At 67.0% G+C, this 26706-nt stretch carries 1 protein-coding gene and 1 pseudogene; both read right to left on the reverse strand.

Going from position 1 to position 26706, the window contains the following annotated elements; translation table 11 throughout:
- Positions 1 to 2027, reverse strand: a 2027-nt coding sequence (locus ACRWNM_RS27475) for a type I polyketide synthase (RefSeq protein WP_431970995.1), incomplete at its 3' end; no start/stop codon positions are given.
- Positions 2028 to 2151: 124 nt separating this feature from the next.
- Positions 2152 to 26232: pseudogene (locus ACRWNM_RS27480) on the reverse strand (SDR family NAD(P)-dependent oxidoreductase); the annotation flags it as partial.
- Between the last annotated feature and the right edge of the window lie 474 nt (positions 26233 to 26706).

Genomic DNA, 26706 nt, shown 5'->3' on the forward strand with positions numbered 1-26706 from the left:
CGGCCACGCGCCGCCACCAACACACACGCATCCCCGAGCGACATCACCCCCGCCACATGCGCAGCAGCCACCTCGCCGATCGAATGACCGGCCACCACATCCGCACGCACGCCCCACGACTCCAGCAGCCGGAACAACGCCACCTCGAACGCGAACAACCCCGCCTGAGCGAACACCGTCCGATCGATCAGAGCCTCGTCGGCCAACGCCACGTTCAGCGAAACCGACTGTCCCAACAGCGGATCCAGCTGAGCGACGATCGCATCGAAAGCCTCGGCGAACACCGGATACGCACCACGCAGCTCGGCAGCCATACCCGCCCACTGCGCACCCTGACCGGAAAACACCACACCCGTCGAACCCGGCAGCACACGACCGGTCACCACACCGGGAATGGTTTCGGCGCGACCCAGCGCCCGCACTCCCGCCAGCAGACCATCACGGTTATCGGCCACGACAACAGCGCGATGCTCGAACACAGCACGCGTGGACGCCATCGAGAAACCGACATCCACCGGATCCAGATCGTTCTCACCCGCATGAGACGCCAAACGGACCGCCTGACCCGCAAGAGCCTCACCACCACGCGCCGAAACCACCCACGGCAGCAACCCACCCGCCGGGACAGTCTTCACCACCGGCACCGAAGCCTGATCCACCACCGGCTCGGTCGCGGGGGCCTCTTCCACGATGACGTGAGCATTCGTGCCGCTGATACCGAAGGACGAGACACCGGCACGACGCGGCCGATCTGCCACCGGCCACGCCACCGCCTCGGTCAGCAACCGGATGTGGCCTTCGGTCCAATCGACCTTGGTGCTGGGCTGATCGACATGCAGGGTCTGGGGCAGCACACCGTGCCGCATCGCCATCACCATCTTGATCACACCACCCACACCCGCCGCGGCTTGGGAATGACCGATGTTGGACTTCAACGACCCCAACCACAACGGACGATCCGCATCACGGTCCTGCCCGTAGGTCGCCAGCAGCGCTTGGGCTTCGATCGGATCGCCCAGAGTCGTACCGGTGCCGTGAGCTTCGACCACGTCCACCTCGCCAGGGGACACCCCGGCATTCGCCAACGCCGCCCGAATGACCCGCCGCTGCGACGGACCGTTGGGCGCGGTCAAACCATTCGAGGCGCCATCCTGATTCACCGCCGAACCAGCGATCACCGCAAGAATCTGGTGACCGTTACGCTGCGCGTCGGACAACCGCTCCAACACCAGTACGCCGACACCTTCCGACCAGCCCACCCCATCGGCGGCATCGGCGAAGGACTTGCACCGCCCGTCCGGGGCCAGCCCGCGCTGTCGGCTGAACTCCACGAAGGTCTCCGGCGTGGCCATCACCGCCACACCACCGGCCAATGCCAGATCACACTCCCCCGACCGCAACGACGCCGCAGCCGAATGCATTGCCACCAAAGACGATGAACACGCCGTGTCCACGGTGACCGAGGGCCCTTCCAGACCGAACACATACGACACTCGCCCGGACGCGATCGATCCCGAATTCGCATTGGCCGGATAGTCGTGATACATCATGCCGACCCACACACCGGTCCGGCTTCCCTTCAGCGAGCCGGGATCGACGCCGGCCCGCTCGAACGCCTCCCATGAGGTCTCCAGCAGCAGAAACTGCTGCGGATCCATCAGCGCGGCTTCGTTGGGACTGATATTGAAGAACGCCGGATCGAACTCGCCGGCGGAATGCAGGAATCCACCCTCGCGGGTATAGGTGCTGTTCGGTGTCTCGCCGGTGTGATCGTAGAGACGTTCGGTATCCCAGCCTCGATTTTCGGGGAACTCCGACGTCGCGTCGGTCCCGTCCGAGACCAACCGCCAGAGGTCCTCGGGAGAGCCGACACCACCCGGATAACGACACGCCATACCCACAATCGCAATAGGTTCGCGAAGGGCTGCGTCGAGCTTGCGGTTGCGGGCACGCAATCTCTCGGTCTCTTTGAGTGAGACGCGCAACGCCTGAGCGAGCTTCTGGGTATTGTCGTCGGGCTTCGTCATTATTGTTCCAGCTCTTCCTACGGTCACCGTGACTCGTCGACGAAATCTCGTCTACGAGACAGAATTCCGATGCATTACGGGTGATCGCGGCACGGGTTTTCCACCCGTGCCGCGGACATCGCCGTCAGTCCTCTGATGAGTTGTTGTAAGCCATGTCGATCAAGTCATCGATATCGAGCTCGTCGATCGATTCATCCGAGATGCTCTGATCGATCTCGCTGTGGCTTTCCTGTCCATGTGCGAGCTGCATGAGTGCATCCAGCATGCCCGCGTCGCGGAGACGGGCGACGGGGATCGTTTGCAGGGCTCTGCGAATATCGTCTTCCGACGAATCCGTCGATCGGCCGGAGTTGCGGTGGTCGGTGAACTCGTCGGCCAGGTATTTGGCCAAAGCCTCCGGTGACGGGTAGTCGAACACCAGAGTCGCGGGCAACCGCAGACCTGTAACGGATTTGAGGGCGTTGCGGAATTCGATAGCGGTGATCGAATCGAAGCCCAATTCGTTGAAGGCCCGGTCCGCCGCAATCGCATTCGCATTCTGATGACCCAGCACCGCCGCGACCTGACCGCGAACGATTTCGACGAGCACACCGAGACGTTCGCTGTCGGGTGTGTTCGCCAAACGGGCACGAAGCGCCGTGGGTGCGCCCGAGGCTGTTGCGCGGCGCGCGGGTACCAGGCCGGACAACAGGGTCGCGGCGAACCCCGTGCTGCGGAGACTCGCCAGATCGAGACGGGCGAGAATGGGAGCCGCCGTGCCGATCTCGGCAGCGGCATGGAACAGCGCCAAGCCCTGTTCTTCCGACAAAGGCAGCATGCCCGTACGAGACATGCGGTGCCGATCGACGTCGCTGAGCTCCGCGCCCATCCCGCCATCCATGCTCCACAGACCCCACGCCAGAGACCGGCCGGAGCGCCCGGATGCCCTGCGGTGTGCCGCGAGTGCGTCCAGGCAGGCGTTGGCCGCGGCATAGTTGCCCTGACCAGGGCTGCCGAATGCTCCGGCCGCCGAGCTGAACAGCACGAACGCTTTCAACGGCAGATCGGCGGTCAATTCGTGCAGGTGCAGAGCGGCATCGACCTTGGGCCGCAAAACCACGTCCATCCGATCCGCGGTCAGCGAAGCGATGGCGCCATCGTCGAGCACACCGGCCGTATGGAACACGCCGGTGAGCGGACGGCTCGCGGGAACGTCCGCCAACACCTCGGCAAGCGCCCCACGGTCGGCGACATCGCAGGCGGCGAACTCGACTTCGGCGCCGAGACCCTGCAACTCCGCCCGCAGCTCAGCAGCGCCGGGAGCGGATTCACCACGGCGGCTCAGCAACAGCAGGTGACGGACACCCAGCGCGTCGACCAGATGCCGGGCGAACAATCCACCGAGGAAGCCGCTGGCACCGGTGATCAGAACCGTCTCGTCCGGACCGAAAGTGGGGCTCGGAGCCGAAGCGGTCGCCTGAGTGGCGGCCGCTCGGGTGAGTCGCGCACCGTGTACCTGTCCACCGCGCACGGCCACCTGCGGTTCCTCCGCGGCCAGAATCCCGCCGAGCAGCCCCTCGATGTCGGAATCGGTGTCCACCAACATGATCCGGCCCTGACTCTCCGCCTGCGCGGAACGAACCAGGCCACCCACAGCAGCACCGGCCAGATTCGTAATGTTCTCCCCGGCAACCGATACCGCACCACTGGTCCGAACCACCAGCACCGAATCAACGGACCGCTGATGGGCAATCCAGGACTGAAGCGCTTGCAGCACATCGTGAGTCGCGGCACGAACGGCTGCGGGATCGTTGCCCGTCGGGCATTCCAATATGACCGCCGCCGGGACCTCGTCACCGAGATCCGCCCAGGACACTGCGCTGACCTCGGCATCGGACACCGAGATCGGTGTCCAACCAACCTGGAACATCGCATTACCGGCAGTGGACGCACCGGCCGTGAGCTGTGCGGGATCGATGGGCCGGGAAGCCAGATGCCGCACCGTGGCGACCGGAGCGCCCGACGGATCCGCCAGATCCAGAGCGGCACCGTGCTCACCGACGCGGGTGAGCCGAACACGCAAGGCGTTGGCACCGGCCGCGTGCACGGTGACACCGGACCACTCGAACGGCAGCGCGAGCCCACTTCCCTCCGCGGGCGTGTGCCCGGCGATGAGCAGTGCGTGCAAGGCGGAGTCGAACAGCGCAGGGTGGATCCCGAAACCCTCGGCATCCCGCGGATCGGGCAGCGCAACCTCGGCGAACAGCTCGTCGCCACGCTGCCAAGCCGCCTGCAAACCCTGGAAGGACGGGCCATACCCATACCCGGCATCGAGCAGCTCGTCGTATACACCGTCGATCGGCAACGGCTGCGCACCAACCGGAGGCCAGGAGGTGAGACCGGAATCGGCCGCCACCTCGCCCGGGGCAAGCACACCTTCGGCGTTCAGCGTCCACGACGACGCCGAAGCGACATCATCAGGGCAGGAGAAGATCCGCACCGCGCGACGGCCCGTCGGGTCCTGGTCGCCGACCACAATGCGCAGCGCGAGCCCGCCGGACTCCGACAGCACCAGCGGGGCCTGTAGGACCAGCTCCTCCAGGGTCGGGCAGCCGACCTGCTCCGCCGCGTGCAGGGCGAGTTCGACGAGACCTGTGCCGGGGAACAGCACGGTGTCCATCACCCTGTGGTCGGCCAGCCATGGGTACGTCTGCGCCGACAGGCGGCCGGTGAGGATCACCGCGTCGGAGTCCGGTTGCGATATCACCGCCGAAACCAGGGGATGTCCGGTTGCCACCAGACCCATCGCCCGAGCGTCACTGCCACCGGCGAACCCTTCGGCCATCCAATAGCGTCGACGCTGGAAGGCGTAGGTGGGCAGGTCGATTCGCCGGCCTGCGGAACCGGCGTACCGACCGGACCAATCCACCGTCGAACCTGCGACATGCAACCGGGCGAGACCCGTCAGCAGGGTCGAGGGGTCCGCATTGTTTCGTCTGGTCAGCGGGACTGTGGTCGCGGTGTCGAGGGTCTGGACGATCATCGGGGCCAGCACCGCATCGGGCCCGACCTCGGCGAACCTGGTCACGCCCATGCCCGCCATCACGGCGACCGCATCAGCGAATCGCACCGTTTCGCGGACCTGACCGACCCAGTACGACGGATCCGACATCTCGTCACCGACCCGGGCGCCGGTCACTGTGGACACCAACGGGATGGCGGGCCGACCGAACGCCAAACCCTGCACCACTGAAGCGAACTCAGCCAGCATCGGCTCCATCAGCGCCGAATGGAAAGCGTGCGAAACCCGCAACCGATGCGTCCGCCACCCACGATCGACACAACGATCGACCACAGCGGCGACATCAGCCTCGACACCGGAGAGCACCACCGACGACGGACCATTGACCGCCGCCATCGACACCTCGAGCTGGGCTTCGACACCTCCCAGCAACGCCAGCACCTCGGCGACCTCGTCTTCCGAGGCACCCACGGCGACCATCGCCCCACCCGCGGGCAACGCCTGCATCAACCGGCCACGCGCCGCTACCAGCACACACGCATCCCCGAGCGACATCACCCCCGCCACATGCGCAGCCGCGACCTCGCCGATCGAATGACCGGCCACCACATCCGCACGCACGCCCCACGACTCCAGCAGCCGGAACAACGCCACCTCGAACGCGAACAAACCCGCCTGAGCGAACACCGTCGCATCGACCATGTCCTCGGACGACAACGCCTCACCCAGCGAAACCGACTGCCCCAACAACGGATCCAACTCAGCCACGATCGCATCGAAAGCCTCGGCGAACACCGGATACGCACCACGCAGCTCAGTAGCCATACCCGCCCACTGCGCACCCTGGCCGGAGAACACCACACCAGTCGAACCCGGCACCACACGACCGGTCACCACACCGGGCGCCTGCACGTCGGCGGCCAGCGCCCGCACTCCGGCGAGCAGACCGTCGCGGTCATCGGCCATGACAACAGCACGATGCTCGAAGACACCACGCGTCGACGCCAACGAGTAACCCACATCGATCGGATCGTGGTCGTCGACATACGACGCCAGACGGGCGGCTTGACTCGCGAGAGCCTCGCCACTACGTGCCGAGAGCACCCACGGCAGCACTCCACCGGCCGAGCCGATACTGACCGCAGGCACCGATCCCAGCGCCGGCACCGAACCCACCACCGGCGGAGCCTGCTCCACGATGACGTGCGCATTCGTGCCACTGATACCGAACGACGACACACCGGCACGACGCGGCCGATCCACGACCGGCCACGGCACCGACTCGGTCAACAACCGAACGTGGCCCTCGGACCAATCGACCTTGGTACTCGGCTGATCGACATGCAGGGTCTGGGGCAGCACACCGTGCCGCATCGCCATCACCATCTTGATCACACCACCCACACCCGCGGCGGCCTGAGCATGACCGATATTGGACTTCAACGATCCCAGCCACAACGGACGATCCGGGTCACGATCCTGCCCGTAGGTAGCCAGCAATGCCTGGGCTTCGATCGGATCGCCCAACGTGGTGCCGGTGCCATGCGCTTCCACAGCATCGACCTCGACCGGGGACACTCCGGCATTCGCCAGTGCTTGGCGGATCACTCGCCTTTGCGAGGGACCGTTCGGCGCGGTCAAACCATTCGACGCACCATCCTGATTCACCGCCGAACCGGCAAGCACCGCCAACACCTGATGACCATTGCGGCGGGCGTCGGACAACCGCTCCAACACCAGCACACCGGCGCCTTCGGACCAGCCGACACCATCGGCGGCATCGGCGAACGACTTACACCGTCCATCCGGCGACAACCCACGCTGACGACCGAACTCGAGGAACATATCCGGTGTCGCCATAACCGCCACACCACCGGCCAACGCCAGATCACACTCGCCCGACCGCAACGACTGCCCGGCCAGATGCAGGGCCACCAGCGACGACGAACACGCCGTATCCACGGTGACCGACGGCCCTTCCAGACCGAACACATACGACACACGACCCGAGACCAAACTGCCTGCGGCACCGCTACCGGTCCCGGTTGCCTGGGCGTAGTCGTGGTACATCAGACCGGTGAACACGCCGGTCGAACTGCCCCGCAGCACCGCCGGATCCATACCGGCCCGTTCCAACGCCTCCCACGAGACCTCCAAAAGCAACCGCTGCTGGGGATCCATCACCGTGGCCTCGTTGGGGCTGATTCCGAAGAAGTCCGCGTCGAATTCGGCTGCGGAGTACAAGAACCCACCACTGCGCGTATAGGTCTTGCCCGCCTTACCGGGTTCGGGATCGTAGATGCCCTCGATGTCCCAGCCTCGATCCACCGGCATCTCCCCGGTGGTATCGACGCCCGAGACGACCAGATTCCACAGGTCCTCCGGCGAGGCGACCCCACCTGGATAACGGCAGGCCATCGCGACCACAGCGATCGGCTCGTCGTCGGCTCGAACCCGACTGACCGCGTGCTCTTCGACAGCTTCGGTACCGGTGAGTTGCGTACCGATGAACTCGGCCACGACTTGCGGATTGGGGTAATCGAAGATGAGCGTGGCCGGGAGCTGCAGACCGGTCGCGGTGTTGAGCTTGTTGCGGAACTCGACGGCGCTCAACGAGTCGAACCCGAGCTGCTGGAAAGCCTGCTGGGGTTCGACGGAATCGAGGGAGGCGTGTCCGAGGATGCCCGCGGCAACCGACCGGACGAGGTCGACCAGAGCACCTTCGCGGTCGGAATCCGACAGGCCTGCCAGCGTCTGTAGAAACGCCTGACCCGCGGGGGTCCGGCTGGGGCGGCGCACAGGTGCCGGTGCCATCGAGCGGACGAGAGCCGGGATCTGCTCGCCCCGTGTTCGAAGCACCGCGGGATCGACCCGCAGTGCTACCAGCTGAGCGGTATCGGCGGCGATCGCCGCATCGAACAATGCCAGACCCTCGGCCTCGGTCAGCGGCGGGAAGCCCTGCCTGCGCATCCGATCGAAATCGTCCTCGGACAGCTCGATACCGAGCCCGCTCGACCGCGCCCACATGCCGTAATCGAGGGAGGCCGCAGGCAGCCCCAACCTGTGACGATGCACCGCGAGGGCATCCAGGAAGACGTTGGCCGCAGCGTAATTGGCTTGGCCCGCGGCCAGCACCAACCCACCCGCCGAGGACACCAGCACGAACAGCGACAGCGATCGATCACGCGTGAGCTCGTGCAGATGCCATGCGGCATCGACCTTGGGCCGGAAAACATACCCGATCCGGTCCACCGTCATCGACTCGATCACACCGTTGTCGGCAGTTCCCGCCGCGTGCACCACACCCACCAGGGGATGCTCGTCGGAGATGCCGTCCAGCAGCGCGGCCAGCGCGGACCGATCGGACACATCACACGCGGCAATGGTGACCTCGGCGCCGAGCTCGACCAACTCGTCACGCATCTCAGCGGCACCCGGAGCGTCCAGGCCTCGCCGAGACGTCAAAAGCAGATGTCCCACACCATGTTCGGTCACCAGATGCCGAGCGATCACGGCACCCAGACCACCGGTACCACCGGTAACCAGCACGGTGCCAGGCTCTGTCAGCCGAGCGATCGTGCCCGGTGCGTGGCGGATCAAACGCGGCACGAGCAGTGTCGTGCCGCGTAGCGCGGCCTCCGGTTCCCCAGCAGCGGCTGCCACTGCGGTCGCGACAGCGAACATGTCACCGTCCTGATCCAGATCGACAAGCTGGAACCGACCCGGGTGCTCGGCCTGCGCGGCACGCAGCAGCCCCCACACCGGCGCTTGATCCAGACGCACCTGCTCGGAATCGGCAACGGCCACCGCCTGCCTGGTCGATACGACCAAACGGGAAGCAGCGAAACGGGTTTCGGCCATCCAGCCCTGGACGTTGTCGAGCACAGAGGTCACGACCTGCCGTGCCGCCGCTGTCGGCGGACCGTCCTGGAGCGGGCACTCGAGCAGCACGATGTCGGGAACAGCCGACTCCTCGGCCGCATCCAGATCGGTGATCAACGCCGCGAGATCACGATAGCGCCGCACTCCGTCGGAACTCTGGTCACCGCGGTTCTCGCCGGAACCGAGGACCGCCACGCGGCCCGGGTCGACACTCACCGCTGACGAGGCCGCAACGGTGACCCATTCCACGCCGAAGAGGGCCTCCGACACCCGGCCCGCGCCCAGGCGTTCGGCCGACACCGGCCGAGACACCAGAGCACCCACCGACAGCACCGGCCGGCCCTGGTCATCGGCTATCTGCACCGCGAAGTCGTCGCCTTCGGGGACGCTGTGTACCCGCACGGCGGCGGCACCGGTCGAGTGCACGACCACACGATTCCAGGCGAAAGGCAGCACCGCGGAATCATTTCCGCTGCGACGACCATGAATGATCTCGGTGTGCAGGGCCGCGTCGAACAATGCGGGATGGATTCCGAAACCCTTGGCATCCTGCGGATCCGGCAGCGCGACCTCGGCGAACAACTCATCGCCGCGCCGCCAAGCCGCCCGCAGACCCTGGAAGAACGGGCCATACCCGTACCCGAGTTCGAGCAACTCGTCATAGGCTCCGTCGATGTCCAACGGCTGCGCGCCAGCCGGAGGCCACGAAGTCAGATCGAAATCAGCCATGACGTCACCCGGGGCGAGCACGCCCTCGGCGTGGAGCGACCACGGACCCTCTGCGGCCTGTCGAGAATGGACGGTCAGTCGTCGGCGACCGGCCTCGTCGGCAGCGGTCACCACGACCTGTACCGCGACACTGCCTTCGGCGGGCAACGTCAACGCGGTGTGCAGGACGAGCTCGTCCACCACCGGGCAGCCCAGCAGACCGCCGACATAACCGGCCAGCTCGACGAATCCGGTACCCGGCAGCAACACGACTCCGTGCACGCTGTGGTCGGCCAGCCATTCGACGGAGTCCAGCGACCACCGGCCGGTGAGGCTCATTCCACCCGACTCCGGGTGCGGCACAACGGCACCGAGCAAGGGATGGTCCACCGTATCGAGCCCGACGGCGGTGATTCCGCCGAGTTCGGCACCGAGCCACGACTGGGCCAACATCTGCTTGGCGTCGAGCCAGAACCGCTCGTGTTGGAAAGCGTAGGTGGGCAGGTCGATTCGCCGAGCTCCGGTACCGGCGTAGAGACCGGCCCAGTCCACTTCGGCACCGGCCACGAACAACCCGGCCACCGCATTCAATACGGTTGAGGCATCTGCGTGGTCACGTCTGGTGACAGCGACTGTCGCTGCGTCACTGAGAGTTTGGGCGACCATCGGTGTCAAGACGGCGTCGGGCCCGACCTCGGCGAACCTGGATACACCCATGGCCGCCATCGCGGCGACCGCATCGGCGAACCGCACCGTTTCACGAACCTGACCGACCCAATACGACGGATCCGACATCTCGTCTTCGACGCGGGCACCGGTCACCGTCGACACCAACGGGATACTCGGGCGGGCGAACGCCAAACCCTCTATCGCCGAAGCGAACTCATCCAGCATCGGCTCCATCGACGCCGAATGGAAAGCGTGCGACACCCGCAGCCTGTGTATACGCCAACCCTGTTCGGCGCACCGATCGGCGACAGCCACGACATCGTTCTCGACACCGGAGAGCACTACCGACGACGGACCGTTCACCGCCGCGATCGACACCCCACCGGCCAGCAGCGGTAGTACGTCGGCCTCGGACGCACCGACGGCAATCATCGCCCCGCCCGCGGGCAGCGCCCACATCAACCGGCCACGCGCCGCCACGAGCACACACGCATCCGCCAACGACAACACACCCGCCACATGCGCGGCAGCGACCTCACCGATCGAATGTCCGGCCACCACATCCGCACGCACGCCCCACGACTCGAGCAGCCGGAACAACGCCACCTCGAACGCGAACAACCCCGCCTGCGCGAACACCGTCTGGTCGATCAGGTCATCGCTCACCAAAGCAGCACTCAGCGAAACAGTCTGCCCCAGCATCGGATCCAGTTCAGCGACGATCGCGTCGAAATGCTCGGCGAACACCGGATACGCACCATGGAGCGCGGCGGCCATGCCAGCCCACTGCGCACCCTGACCCGAAAACACCACACCCGTCGAACCCGGCACCACACGACCGGTCACGACGCCAGGAGCCTGCGCGCCGGCAGCCAATGCCCGCATACCTACGAGCAGACCATCACGACCCTCGGCCACCACGACTCCGCGATGCTCGAACACACTGCGCGTCGATGCCAGCGAGAAGCCGATATCGAGCGGATCATGTTCGCCCACACGCGATGTCAAACGATCGGCTTGATCGGCAAGCGCCTCGCGACCGCGGGCCGAAACCACCCACGGCAGCACAGCCGGGACGGTCCGCACAACCGGCGCCGGAGCAGGCTCCACCACCGACGCCTGTTCCAGGATGAGGTGAGCGTTGGTGCCGCTGATACCGAACGAGGACACACCGGCGCGGCGCGGCCGATCCACCTCCGGCCATGCCACCTGCTCGGTCAGCAACCGGATGTGGCCTTCGGACCAATCGACCTTTGTGGAGGGCTGATCGACGTGCAGGGTCTGCGGCAGCAGCCCGTGCCGCATCGCCATCACCATCTTGATCACACCGCCGACACCCGCCGCCGCCTGAGTGTGACCGATATTGGACTTCAACGACCCCAACCACAACGGACGATCCGCATCACGGGCCTGACCGTAAGTAGCAAGCAGCGCCTGCGCCTCGATCGGATCTCCCAAGGTGGTACCGGTGCCGTGGGCTTCCACCGCGTCGACCTCCGTTGGGGAGACCCCGGCATTCGCCAATGCTTGGCGGATCACCCGCCGCTGCGACGGACCGTTCGGCGCGGTCAAACCATTCGACGCGCCGTCCTGATTCACCGCCGAACCCGCGATCACCGCGAGAACCTCATGACCATTGCGGCGCGCGTCGGACAACCGCTCCAACACCAGCACACCGGCGCCTTCGGACCAGCCGACACCATCGGCGGCATCGGCGAACGACTTACTCCGCCCGTCCGGCGAAAGCCCCCGCTGCCGACTGAACTCGACAAAGACCTCCGGCGTCGCCATGACCGCCACACCACCGGCCAACGCCAGATCACATTCGCCCGACCGCAACGACTGCGCGGCCAGATGCATCGCCACCAGCGACGACGAACACGCCGTATCCACGGTGACCGACGGCCCCTCCAGACCGAACACATACGAAACTCGACCGGACGCGATAGATCCCGAATTCGAATTGACCGGATAGTCGTGATACATCATCCCGGTGAAGACCCCGGTCGAACTGCCACTCAGCACGGTGGGATCGACACCGGCCCGCTCCAATGCCTCCCATGAGGTCTCCAGCAACAGGAACTGCTGCGGATCCATCAGCGCGGCTTCATTGGGACTGATGCCGAAGAAGACAGGATCGAACTCGCCGGCAGAATGCAGGAATCCACCCTCACGCGTGTAGGTGGTGTGCGGTGTTTCGCCGGTGGGATCGTAGATACGTTCGGTATCCCAGCCACGATTCACGGGGAATTCCGACGTCGTGTCGATACCGTCTACGACCAAATTCCAAAGATCCTCGGGCGAACTGACACCACCCGGGTACCGGCAAGCCATGCCGACGATCGCAATAGGTTCGTCGGCAACAACTTTGGCGGCAGTGACCGCGATGTCCTCTCCTGCGCCGGTGAGCTCGCCCGCGAGGTATGTGGCCAGCGCCTGTGGTGTCGGGTAGTCGAAGACCACCGCGGCCGAAAGCGACAGGCCGGTGGCGGTTTTGAGCCGGTTGCGCAGCTCGACCGCGCTCAGCGAATCGAAGCCCAGGTCCTGGAACGCGCGATCGGGATCGATCGCGGACGCACTGTCATGACCGAGGACGGCCGCGACGTACGTGCGCACGGTATCGAGTACCGCCTGCTGCTGTCGATCGGCGTCCAGACCGGCCAGCCGCTGCTGGAGACCGGACATCACCGCCGATGTCGCCGCCGCCGGCCGCCGGGCGGCTCTCGGCGCCAGTTCCCGCAGCAGCGGTGGCAGCAGTCCGGCATCGGCCTGGGCACGAATCGCGGCGGTGTCCACCGCGGCGATCACCGCGTGTGCCACGCCGCGGTCGAGCACCGCATTCCAGCCGGCCAACGCCTGCTCATCCGGCATCGCGGTGAATCCGCCCCGGCTCATCCGGGCCACATCGGTCTCACTCAGGTGTCCGGTCATGCCCCCCGAGCGTGCCCACGGACCCCACGCCAGCGATTGGCCGGCCAGCCCTCGTGCACGACGGTGCGCCACCAGCCCGTCGAGGAAGGTATTCGCGGCCGCGTAGTTGGCCTGTCCTGGTCCGCCGATCGTGCCCGACACCGACGAGAACACCACGAACGCCGCAAGATTCAGCTCCGCGGTCGCCTCGTGCAGGTACCAGGCGGCATCCACCTTCGGCGCCAGGACTGCGTCCAACCGTTGTGCGGTCAGCGACGCGATGATCCCGTCGTCGAGCACACCCGCGGCATGGATCACGCCCGTCAACGGCCACTGTGCAGGCGCTTCGGCAGGCAGCCCCGCCACCGCGTCGGTGTCGGTGACGTCGCAGGCCACCACCCGAACCTGTGCGCCCAGTTGCTCCAACTCGGCGCACAGCGGTGCCACGCCGTCGGCCCGCGGACCGCTGCGGCTCACCAGTAGCAACGACCGCACGCCGTGCTCGGCCACCACGTGGCGGGCCACCACCGCACCCAAACCACCTGTGCCGCCGGTGATCAGCACCGTTCCCGTGCCGAAGGCGGAAGCATCATCGCCAGGTACGGAAGGCACCACGGTCGCGGGTCGGGTGAGCCGAGCGGTGTGGGTGACTCCGGCGCGCACGACCACCTGGGGTTCGCCCACGGCCATGACAGTGGCCGCGAGTTGCTCGTCGATGCCGGTGTCCGCATCGACCAAGACGATTCGGCCCGGATCTTCCGTCTGCGCTGTGCGCACCAAACCCCACACCGCGGCGCCGGCAAGGTCGGTGAGGTCTTCATCGGGCAGCGCGACCGCGCCGCGCGTGGCGATCAGCAGGGTGCTCGAGGCGAACCGGTCCTGATCCAGCCATGCCTGCACCACCTCGAGGATCCGCGCGACCTCGGAATGGGTGGCGGTCACCACATCGGTGCCGGTGTGTTCGTCCCACCCGAACCCGGCCTCGACCACCACCACCGGGGGTACCGGCGACTCCGGATCCAGGTCCCACCGACCCACGGCCACATCTCGAGGTGTTACCGCCACCACCGCGGACTCGGACGCGGTCGGCGACCACACCAGTTCCAGTACCGGATCGGCCGCGCCCGCGGCAGCCGCGGCGAGCTGCTCGAGTGGCATCGGCCGGGTCTTCACCGATCCCGACAACACCGGCTGTCCCTGCTCATCGGCTACCGACACCGACACCGACGATCCGGTCGTGGTCAGACGTACGCGCAGCACCGACGCTCCGGCCGCGTGCAGCGACACCGATTCCCACGAGAACGGCAGCACGACCTGCCCGGCCCCGACCGTGAACGGTGAATCAGGCTTTCCCGCAGCGCTTTCGAGTACACCAGCCAGCAGTCCCGCCTGCAGGGCAGCATCCAGCAGTGCCGGATGGATCCCGAATCCTTCGGCTCGCACCCCGGTGTCCGCATCGACGGCGATCTCGGCGAACACGTCCGCACCGCGTCGCCACAGCGCCCGCACACCCTGGAACGCCGGACCGTAGTCGTAACCACGCGCCAGCAGCTCCGGGTACGCGGCCGCGACATCGATACCACTCGACGCGGCCGGCGGCCATGCCGCCGGTTCGGGTTCGGTCATGTCGTCGTGGGTGGTCAGCAGCCCTCGCGCGTGCAGTACCCACTGTCCGTCGCGGTCGTGTTCATCGCGGGAGTAGATCGATATCGGCCGCTGCGGGGACTCGTGTTCGGGCCCGCCGACGATGACGTGGATCTGCACACCGCCTGCCGCGGGCAGCAGCAGTGGCGCCTGTAGCGTCAATTCCTCGATCACCGGACACCCGGTGACGGCGCCTGCACGCAACGCCAGCTCCACAAACCCGGTGCCCGGCAACAACACCGACCCGGCTACCGCATGGTCGGCCAGCCAGGGCTGTGTCGCTACCGACAATCGGCCGGTCAACAGCACGCCACCGGACTCAGGCACCGACACCATCGCGCCCAGCAACGGATGGTCCACCGCACCCAAACCAACGGATTCGACACCCGCCGTGCCGGCAGTGGCCTCGAGCCAGTAGCGACGGCGCTGGAACGCATAGGTGGGCAACGCGACCCTATCCGTGCGGCGGCCCGCATACAGCGGCGTCCAGTCCACCCCTACACCGACGACAGAGGCTTGTGCCAGCGCGGACACGAACTGAGTCGGCTCGTCGATCGAGCGCCGGGCGGCCGCGACCACTATCGACTTGGCCTCGACGGCCGGAGTCTCGACAAGACATTGCCGAGTCATCGCGGCCAGCACCGCATCCGGTCCGATCTCCACGAATCGCCGCACACCCGCCTCGACCAGGGCGTCGATCCCTGGTGCGAACCGGACACACCGCCGCACCTGCTCGACCCAGTACGCGGGATCGGTCAGCTCGGCAGCGACCACGACCGCCGAAACGTTCGACACGATCGGCAAGGACGGCTCGCGGTACGTCAATCCTTCGGCGACAGCGCGGAACTCGTCGAGCATCGGCTCCATCGACACCGAGTGGAACGCGTGGCTGACCCGTAGCCGGGAGGTCTTCACTCCATCCGCAACCAGCCGATCACCGATCTCGTCTATCACCGACGCTTCCCCGGACAACACCACCGACGACGGGCTGTTCACCGCCGCCAACGACACCCGGCCGCCGAACTCGGCCAGCACCTCCAACGCCTCGGCCTCTGACACCGCGACCGCGAGCATTGCCCCGCCCTCCGGCAAGGCACCCATCAACAGACCACGCGCCACAACCAGCGCACACGCGTCCTCGAGCGACCACACCCCCGCCACATACGCCGCCGCCAACTCACCGATCGAGTGCCCGATCAGCAGATCCGGTGTCACACCGAATGATTCGATCAACCGGAACAACGCCACCTCGAACGCGAACAACGCCGGCTGGGTGAATTCGGTCCGATCCAACACACCCTCGGTGTCGGCGAACATCAACTCCTTCAAGGACAGCGCGGAGCTCCTCGATGGGTGGGCCCGACCCAACAACGGATCGACCTGCGCGCACACCTCGTCGAACGCCGCCGCGAATACCGGAAACGCGTCGTACAGACCCGCACCCATCCCCATCCGCTGCGCACCCTGCCCCGTGAACAGAAACGCCGTCTTCCCCGAACCCGCCGACCCCTCGATCGTGCGCGGCGAACCCACCGCCAAATCGGCCAGACCCGCCAGCAGTTCGTCCCGATCCCGACCGACGACGACACCCCGGCGCTCCAGCAATGCCCGCGAGTCCACCAATGACCGCGCCGCCGACCAGATGTCGACCTCCGGGCGATCGACCAACCACGCCCGCAACCGCTCGGCCTGCGCCCGCAGGCCCTCCTCCGATGTGGCCGAGATCGTCCACGCCACAGCGGCATCGATGTCCGGCAAGGCCGATCCGTGCTCAGGCATCGATACCGCCTGGGCCGGAGCCTCCTCGATGATCACGTGCGCGTTGGTGCCGCTGACTCCGAACGAGGACACACCGGCGCGGCGAACCGTCCCCCCTGCGCGCCATGGTTCCGCCCGAGACAGCAGTCGCACCGCGCCTGCCGACCAATCCACGTGCGGGGACGGCGTTTCCGCGTGCAGGGTCGCGGGCAGGGTTTCGTGTCGCAGCGACTGCACCATCTTGATCACGCCACCGACACCGGCCGCCGCGACGGTGTGACCGATATTCGATTTGATCGATCCGATGCGGAGCGGCTCCCGATCCCCACGCTCCTGCCCGTACGCGGCGATCAACGCGTTGGCTTCGATGGGATCTCCCAGCGGAGTGCCGGTCCCGTGCGCTTCCACCGCATCCACGTCGGCGGGCGTGAGCCCGGCATTCGCGAGGGCCTGCGCGATCACTCGCTCCTGCGACGGACCGTTCGGCGCTGTCAGGCCATTGCTCGCACCGTCCTGATTCACCGCACTGCCCCGGACGACGGCCAGGATGTCATGGCCGAGCCGCTGCGCATCCGACAGCCGCTCCAAGACCAGGACGCCCACGCCTTCGGCGAAGGCCACACCGTCGGCCGCGGCGGAGAACGCCTTGCAGCGGCCATCCGGCGACAGGCCGCGTTGCCGCGCGAAATCAACGGAGAGATAAGGGGTTGCGGCCACGGTGACGCCGCCGGCCAGGGCCAGTGACGTTTCGCCCTGACGCAGGGCCTGACACGCCAGATGCAATGCCACCAGTGAGGACGAGCATGCGGTATCGATCGTGACCGCTGGTCCCTCGAGGCCGAACACGTATGCGACGCGGCCGGAGATGACACTGTGGGTGGTGCCGGTCAGCCGGAACCCTTCGAGATCGCCGGTGACGCGGTCGACATATCCGGAGGCGCACGCGCCCGCGAACACGCCGGTATCGCTGCCGCGCAACGCGATCGGGTCGATTCCGGATTGCTCCAGTGCCTCCCAGGATGCTTCCAGCAGCAACCGCTGCTGCGGATCCATCGCCAGGGCTTCCCGCGGGCTGATTCCGAAGAATCCGGCGTCGAAATCACCGGCATCGTCGAGGAATCCGCCGCCGCGGCTGTAGACCGTGCCGGGTCTATCCGGATCCTGGTCGATCAGCTGGTCGAGATCCCACCCACGATCGTTCGGGAATTCCGTGGTGGCATCGGTACCCGACCGCACCAGATCCCACAACTGGTCCGGGGTTCGGACGCCGCCGGGGAATCGGCAGCTCATGCCGACGATCGCGATGGGCTCGTCCACGCGGACGCGGCGCGACACCCGGGTCGTTCCGGAACCGGACGCCGCTCCCTCGATCTTGGAGTGCAAGAGGGTGGCCACCGCCGCGGCGGTGGGGTGGTCGAAGACCATGGTGGACGGTAGCTGGACACCGGTGGCCTTCGACAGGCGGTTGCGGAATTCGACGCCGCCGAGCGAGTCGAATCCCAGTGTGTCGAATCGCTCGTCGGGACTGATGTCTTCGGCGGAGCCGTGCCCAAGGACGGCTGCCGCGTGCTCCCGGACGAGTTCGAGCACCACCTCGGCGCGTTTGGCCTCCGGTACCCGGCTCAGTCGAGTGCCGAGCGAACTCGACGCGGCCGCGGTCGGGGCTGTGGTGCGGGGCAGGTAACCGCGCAGCACCGCAGGCACCGCACCGTCGCGCGCTTCGCGCCGCAGCTCCGCCGGGTCGAACCCGATCGCAGCCAGGTGCGCGGCGGCGCGTGCGGTGGCCGCATCGAACAGCCGGAGACCTTCGTCGTTCCCGAGCGGGTGGAGACCGAGCCTCTCCCAGCGGGCGACGGCGCTGCGGTCCAAAGCGCCGGTCATACCGGCGGCGGAATTCCAGGGCCCCCACGCCAGCGAAATCGCGGACAGTCCTTCGGCTCGGCGACGGTGCGCCAGTGCGTCGAGGAATGCGTTGGCTGCCGCGTAGTTGCCCTGTCCCGCCGATCCGATCGTTGCCGCGATGGACGAGAACAGCACGAAGGCCGACAGGTCACGGTCGCGACTGAGCTCGTGCAGATGCCACGCGGCCGCAGCCTTCGAGTCGAACACTCGCCGCAGTTGCTCGGCGGTCAGGCCTGCGAGGGTGCCGTCGTCGAGGACACCCGCCGCATGTACTACGCCGGTCAGCGGATGATCGGCGTCGATCGAATCCAACAGCGAACGGAGGGCTGCTCGATCGCCCACATCGCAGGCCGCCACGCTGACGCCAGCTCCGGCCGCCGACAGCTCGGACACCAGTTCCGTCGCACCGTCGGCAGTTTCGCCACGCCTGGACACCAGCAGCAAACGGCGGACTCCGTGTGCGGCGACCAGACGTCGGGCCACGAGGGCGCCGAGGCCACCGGTGCCACCGGTTATCAGTACGGTGCCATCGCCAAATGACGGGTGGGCCTGCGTCGCGTAGCGACTCGATGAGGGGTGGTGGTCGGGCGACGGGTGGGCCTGTCCCTCGGCATCGTGTTCGGCTCGTGCTTTCGCGAGCCTGGGCACGAGCAATGCTCCGGCGCGCACCGCGACCTGTGGTTCGCCTGCCGCGATCACCGCACCGATCGGCATCGAATCACCCAGGGGCGCAGCGGCCGACGGATCGGCGTCGACGAGAACGAACCGACCCGGATATTCGGATTGGGCGCTACGCATCAGCCCCCAGACGGCTGCCGCGGCGAGATCCGGCGCCTCGCCAGGCAGCGCGGCACCGTTGGTGGTCACCAGAACCAGCCGAGTGTCGGCCAGGCGGTCTTCGGCCAGCCAGGCCTGCACCGTCGCCAAGACCGTTTCCAGGTGGCCGCGAACGGCCGCCGGATCGTCGGCCGCGGCGCTGTCCTGCGGATGCCAGATCACGACATCCGGAATAGTCGGTGCCGCAGCGAGTTCCGATGGGCTCGGCGAGCAGGTGTCGATTCCGGCGATCGGCACCGAACCGAGGACGGCCATCCGTTCCGCGGACGGACTCGGTGCCGTTGCCTGCACGGGCATCCACTGGACGCCGTAGAGATCGGCGTCGTCCCCGGCCACTGTGCCGCGCATCTGTTGTACGTCGTAGGGCCGCATGACGACCGCGTCGACGGAGACCACCGGCCGCCCCGAATCGTCCACGGTCGCGACGGAGATCGTCTCCGGCCCGGTCGCCGTGGCGATGACCCGCAGCGTCGTCGCCTTGACCAGCGGCTGGTGCAGTCGCGCCCCGCCCCAACGGAACAGCAACCGGCCGGTGTTCGGATCGCTGCCTTGATCGCGCCAGACGAGCCCTGCCAGACCGGCGTGCATCACGAGGTCGAGCAGAGCGGGATGCAGATCGAACCGCTCCGGTTCGGCCGCGGCTGCGGTATCCAGGGTGATCTCGGAGAAGACGGTCCCGCCCCGCTGCCACGCGGCGTCGACACCGAGGAACGCGGGACCGTATTCGAGTCCGGAGCCCTTCGCGATCTGCTCGGGAATCCATGCCGTGTCGAGGGTTTCGGCGTCGACCGGCGGCCAAGCCTCATCGCGCAGCTGATTCAGCAGCGCGTCGTCGCCGTCCCAGGAGGGGGCCAGTACGCCACTGGCGTTGCGCACCCATTCGCCCGCTCGGCGACCTGTCTTACGGAAGTAGAAGCTGAACTGCCGTCGCCCGGTCCGGTCCGGCTCCTGCACCGACACCTGGAGCTCGACCTCGTCGTCCTCCGACGGAAGGATCGGAGCCTCCAGGGTCAGCTCCTCGACGACGCCGCAATCTATTCTGCTGCCCGCTACGAGGAGGAACTCGACGAGCGTCGCACTCGGCAGCACCACGGTGCCGTAGGTCATATGGTCGGCGACCCACGGGTCGGTCGGCAGCGAGAACCGGCCGGTGAAAACGAACTCGTCCTTGCCGGCCACCGGCACCACGCCGGTGAGCAACGGGTGGCCGTGGGCGTCGCCGGTGGCTTCGGGACGCGGCGGCAACCAGAATCGCTGGTGTTGGAAGGCATACGTGGGCAGGGGAACTCGCGGCATCGCACGGCCACCGAACAGTGACGTCCAGTCCACCCGCACGCCGGACGTGTGAGCGTGCGCCAACATCGTCAGGAACTGTTGGGGCTCATCGTGATCCCGGCGCGTAGCCGCGGCAACCACCGACGACTCCACGCTGTCCGGAAGGGTCTGCCGGGTCAGCGCCGCCAGCACCGCGTCGGGCCCCACTTCCAGGAAGCGACGCACACCCGAGTCGATCAACGTCTCGATACCCGGCGCGAATCGCACCGCGGCCCGCACTTGCCGGACCCAGTAGGCAGCTTCCATCACCTCGTCCCCGGCAAGCTGACCGGAAACATTCGATACCACAGGAAGGCGCGGCCGGTTGTACGTCAAGTTCGCTGCGACAGATTCGAATTCGGCCAGCATCGGCTCCATCCGATGCGAGTGGAAGGCGTGGCTGACTCGCAGCCGCGAGGTCTTCCGGCCACGCTCGGCGAATCGAGCCTCGATTTCGGCGACCGCGTCCTCGTCACCCGAGATCACCAGGGCCGCAGGCGCGTTCACCGCAGCGACCGACACTCGCTCGGAATACCGAGCGACGACATCGTTCACTTCGCTTTCGGACGCCGCGATGGCCAGCATCGCTCCGCCCTCGGGCAACGCACCCATGAGACGGCCGCGCGCCGCCACCAACCGGCAGGCATCCTCGAGCGACCACAGACCCGCGAGGTATGCGGCCGCGACTTCGCCGATCGAATGGCCGATCAACACGTCCGGGGTGACGCCGAACGACTCCAGCAGCCGATACAGCGCGACCTCGAAGGCGAACAACGCAGGCTGGGTGAACTCCGTCCGATTCAGAATCGTGGCATCAGTACCGCCATGAGCGGCGCCGCTGAACATGAGTTGTTTCAGCGAGCACTCCAACACCGGATCGAACTGGGCGCACACCGAATCCAACACGTCGGCGAATACCGGGAACGCCTCGTACAAGCCTGCGCCCATGCCGATTCGCTGGGCACCCTGACCGGTGAACAAGAACGCCGTCGTCCCCGAGCCGATGGCGCCCGCGACGACACCGGAGCCGGTTCCCGATTCGGCAAGATCGGCCAGCCGCTCGAGCAACTCGGCCCGATCGCGACCGAGGATCACACTCCGCGAATCCAACTGCGCCCGGGACGTCGCCAGCGAATAGGCGGCATCGGCGATGTCGATCTCCGGCCGCTCCGACAACCATGCGCGCAGCCGTGCCGCCTGCGCGCGCAGGCCTGCCTCGCCCTTACCCGACACCAGCACCGGGGTGACCGGCACGGTGATAGTCGAGTGCCGCTCCGCTTCGTCGTCGATGTCACCCTCGGTGGCCGCCACCGGTGCAGCAGGTGCTTCTTCGAGGATCACATGCGCGTTGGTACCGCTGATCCCGAAGGACGACACACCGGCCCGACGCACTCGATCGCCTGCGGTCCACGGTTCGGCTTCGGTCAGTAGACGCACCGCGCCCGCATCCCAATCCACGTGCGGCGTAGGAGTTTCGACGTGCAGCGTGCGCGGCAGTCGTTCGTGCCGCATCGCCTGCACCATCTTGATCACACCGGCCACACCGGCAGCGGCGACCGTATGGCCGATATTCGATTTCAAGGAACCGATCCGCAACGATTCCCGATCACCGCGATCCTGTCCGTAGGCGGCGATCAACGCCTGCGCTTCGATCGGATCACCCAGGGTCGTGCCGGTCCCGTGCGCCTCCACGGCGTCGACATCGACCGCCGAGATCCCCGCATTGGCGAGGGCCTGCGCAATCACCCGTTGCTGGGCCGGACCGTTCGGTGCGGTCAGGCCGTTGCTCGCGCCGTCCTGGTTCACCGCACTACCGCGAACGACGGCCAGGATGTTGTGACCGAGCCGCCGCGCATCCGAAAGCCGCTCGAGCACAAGCACACCCGAGCCCTCTGACCACGCCACACCGTCGGCGGCGGCCGAGAACGCCTTGCACCGACCATCGGGTGACAGGCCGCGCTGGCGGGAGAAGTCCACGTACAGATACGGGCTGGCCGCCACGGTCACACCACCGGCGAGCACCAGCGAGCTGTCGCCCTGGCGCAGCGCCTGGCAGGCCAGGTGCAACGCCACCAGCGATGACGAGCACGCCGTATCCACCGTCACCGCAGGCCCTTCCAGGCCGAACGCGTACGCGACGCGACCCGAGATGACGCTGTGCGACGTGCCGGTCAGCCGGAAGCCCTCCAGGTCACCGGTCACCCGACGGGAGTATCCCGACGAGCAGGCACCGACGAAGACGCCGGTATCGCTGCCCCGCAACGACATCGGGTCGACACCCGCGTCCTCCAGGGCTTCCCATGCTGTTTCGAGCAGCAACCGCTGCTGCGGATCCATCGCCAGCGCTTCGCGAGGACTGATGCCGAAGAAGCCTGGATCGAAATCGCCTGCACCGCCCAGGAATCCACCGTGGCGCGTGTAGACCTTTCCAGGCTTGTCGGGGTCCGGGTCGAACAGCCGGTCCAGGTCCCACCCGCGGTCGGTGGGAAATTCGCCGATGACATCCCGGTCCGCCGCGAGCAGGTCCCACAGATCCTCGGCGGACCGAACGCCGCCCGGGAATCGGGCACTCATGCCGACGATCGCGATCGGCTCGTCCGACGCCGGGGATGGTCGGCCAGCGGAACGGGTGAGCTCAGCGCGCCGCTGCCCGCGGCCCGTCCCCGTGACCCGTTCCAGTAGTAACGCCGCGACCGCACTCGCGGTCGGATGGTCGAATATGAGCGTCTTCGGCAGCGGCACACCGGTGGCCCGCATCAGTCGGTTCTGCAGCTCCACTCCGCTGACGGAGTCGAAACCGAACTCGGTGAACGGCAGGTCGGGGTGGATCGACAGGGCCGACTCGTGGCCTAGGACGGCAGCGGCATGCTCACCAACGAGATCGAGAACTACTGTGTCGCGCTGATATTCGGGGACCGACAGCAGTTTGCGTGCCAGCGGGCCGTCGTCCCACGCTCCGGTCTGCTCCCTGCCCTCCGAAAGCTGGCCCTCGGAAATCTGCTCCTCGGTTATCGCAACGACGTCGGTTACGCGGGAAGCGACGGATGCACCGGCCCAGAAACTACGGCGCTGGAACGCGTACGGCGGCAGGTCGACCCGCGTCCCACCGGACACCAGCGCGCGCGGATCCACCGGCACACCGGCGCAATGGGCCTGTGCCAGCGACGCCATGAACCGTTCCGGTCCACCGTCACCGCGCCGCAACGATCCGACAACCTGCACGCCCTCGGCCGCACCGGCCGCCTCGGCGGTGACGCCGATGCCCATCGTGAGCACCGGATGCGGACTCGCCTCGATGAACCCGTTGATACCGTCACCGATCAGCGCCGTAACGGCATCGGCGAATCGAACCGGTTCCCGCAGTGACCGATACCAGTATTCGGCGTCCAGTTCCGCCGTATCCAACCGGTCGGCGAATACCGTGGAGAAGAAGGGCACCGACCCTGATCGCGGGCGGATCGGCTCCAGTTCCTCGAGCAGCCGATCACGCAGCCGCTCAACCGCTTTCGAATGCGACGCGTAATCCACCGGAATCCGGCGGGCCCATACACCGTCGCGGGCGCAGTCGGCGAGGAAGTCATCCATCGCCGAAACGTCACCGGCTATCACACTTTGCGCCGGTCCATTCACCGCCGCCAACGACAGCCGGTCCCCATACGCCGACAAACGTTCCCGGACCGCCTCCGCGCCGAGTCCGATCGAGGCCATACCGCCCTGTCCGGCCAGCTCATCGGCGACCGCCCGCGATCGGAGAGCCACCACACGCGCCGCGTCGGACAGCGATAGTCCACCGGCAACATAGGCGGCGGCGATCTCGCCCTGGGAATGGCCGATCACCACGTCCGGCTCCACGCCGGCCGCTCGCCACATCCGGGCCAGCGAGACCATCACCGCGAACAGCGTCGGCTGCACCACATCCACGCGATCCAGCGGGGGCGCGTCACCTTCGCGACGCAGCACCGCCGTCAGCGACCAGTCCACGTACGGCGCGAGCGCCGCTTCACATTCCGCAATCGACTCCGCGAACACGCCACCCGAATCCAACAGCCCGAGCGCCATCCCCTCCCACTGGCTGCCCTGCCCCGGGAAGACGAACGCGATCCGCCGCTGCTCGGCCCGCGCGGTTGTCGGCTCGACCGCCACAGCGGGCGCGGTCGGGTCGGCCAGTGCTGCCATGCCTGCCAGCAGCTCCGCTCGATCCCGCCCGACGACGTTGCCGCACCATTCCATTCGGGCTCGCGTGGCCAGGAGCGAGTGCGCCACATCGACCGCATCCAGCTCCGGGCGATGGAGCAGCCACTCTCGGAGCCGGGCCGCTTGCGCACGCACGCCGTCCTCGCTGCGGGCCGACACCACCCACGGCACCGCACCGGCCGCGTCGCGTGCCGTGGACGCGGCGGACCCGACGGCGGGCGCCTCCTCCACGATCACGTGGGCATTCGATCCCCCCATACCGAACGACGACACGCCTGCCATGCGCACGTTGTCGACGGGCCAGTTCTCGGTGCCGGTCACGACCCGTAAACCCAAGTCCTCGAGTGGAATTCGCGGATTCGGCGTCTCGAAGTTCAGGCTGGCCACCAGTTCCCGGTTGCTCAGACAGAGCACGGTCTTGATGAGGCCCGCGATACCGGAAGCACCTTCCAGATGCCCGATATTCGTCTTGACCGATCCGACGGCCAGCGGCGCATCCTGCGTCCGGCTCACGCCGTAGGTTTCGCCGAGCGCGGCGGCCTCCACCGGATCACCGGCGGGTGTTCCGGTCCCGTGCAATTCGACGTACTGCACCGACGGCGCCTCGACACCTGCCGCCGTCAGAGCCGAGCGGATCGCCGCGGCCTGCGCGTCCCGGCTCGGGGCGCTCAGCACTCGGCGTTCGTTGCCGGTGTTGACCGCACTGCCGCGGATCACGGCATGAATCCGGTCGCCGTCGGCGACCGCCTGCGCCAGTGGTTTCAGCACCACCATGCCGCCGCCCTCGCCGCGCACGAAACCGTCGGCCCGCGCATCGAAGGTGTAGCACCCGCCGAGCGCCGACTGCGCGCCGAACTGCTCGATACGCTCGCCGCTCGTAGGCGACAGAATGAGGTTCAGGCCACCGGCCAAGGCCACATCGCTCTCGCCGCTGCGCAGACTCTCACAGGCCAGATGAACCGCGACCAGCGAGGATGCCTGGGCGCTGTCGATTACGATGCTCGGGCCGCTGAAACCGAAGTAGTTCGAGACGCGGTTGGCGATGATGCCGCGTCCGACACCCCACAGCGAGTGGCGGCTGACACCCGGCCCGCCCTGGGAGGCCACGATTTCGGCGAAATCGCTTCCGGTGGAACCGAGGAACACACCACACCGCCGGGCGTCGCGCGCCGTGGCTGCCAGGCCTGCGTCCTCCAGCGCCTCCCAGCTCAACTCCAGTGCAAGCAACTGCTGCGGATCGAGCGCCCGCGCCTCGTTAGGCGAGACCCCGAAGAAGTCCACATCGAAATGCCCTGCGGTGTCGATGAATCCGGCACGCTCGGTGATGTTCTCTCGCCCGAGGGGAGCTGTGCCGATCTCGGCGCGCCCTTCCCTGAGCAGTTGCCAGAAACTGTCGAGATCGGCCGCGCCCGGCATTCTGCAGGACATGCCAACGATAGCGACGGCAAACGCCGATCCGGTCACCTCTGAACATCCTTCCTCAAGGCATGCTGTGACCCCCCGTAAGCATCTGACGTGTGTGTTTGTTGCCGATCACCGTTATCGGAGACGTTTGCCGGTCGCCCCGCCGGCAATGCGTTCTCGATTCGGCGTTTCCGCCGCGGCTCCTCAGCGATGGCGGTCGGTGAACGACCGCCGCCTCCCGCGACACCATCCGGATCGCGGAGCAGATCAGGTAACCATCAATTAGTAGGTCAAAATTTAGGTTTAAACTAAAGATTCTGTTAAACTGGGGTCCACTCAGACGTTTCCTACTTCGGCATAATGGATTTCGACGCGACCGAGGCTCGGCGAATCACCCCGAGGCATGCGGAACGCCTTCGCAGGCGACCCGGACCCCGAGGAGATGCGCGCAGACTG

The organism is Nocardia sp. bgisy134 (assembly GCF_965341865.1).
GTDB lineage: Bacteria > Actinomycetota > Actinomycetes > Mycobacteriales > Mycobacteriaceae > Nocardia.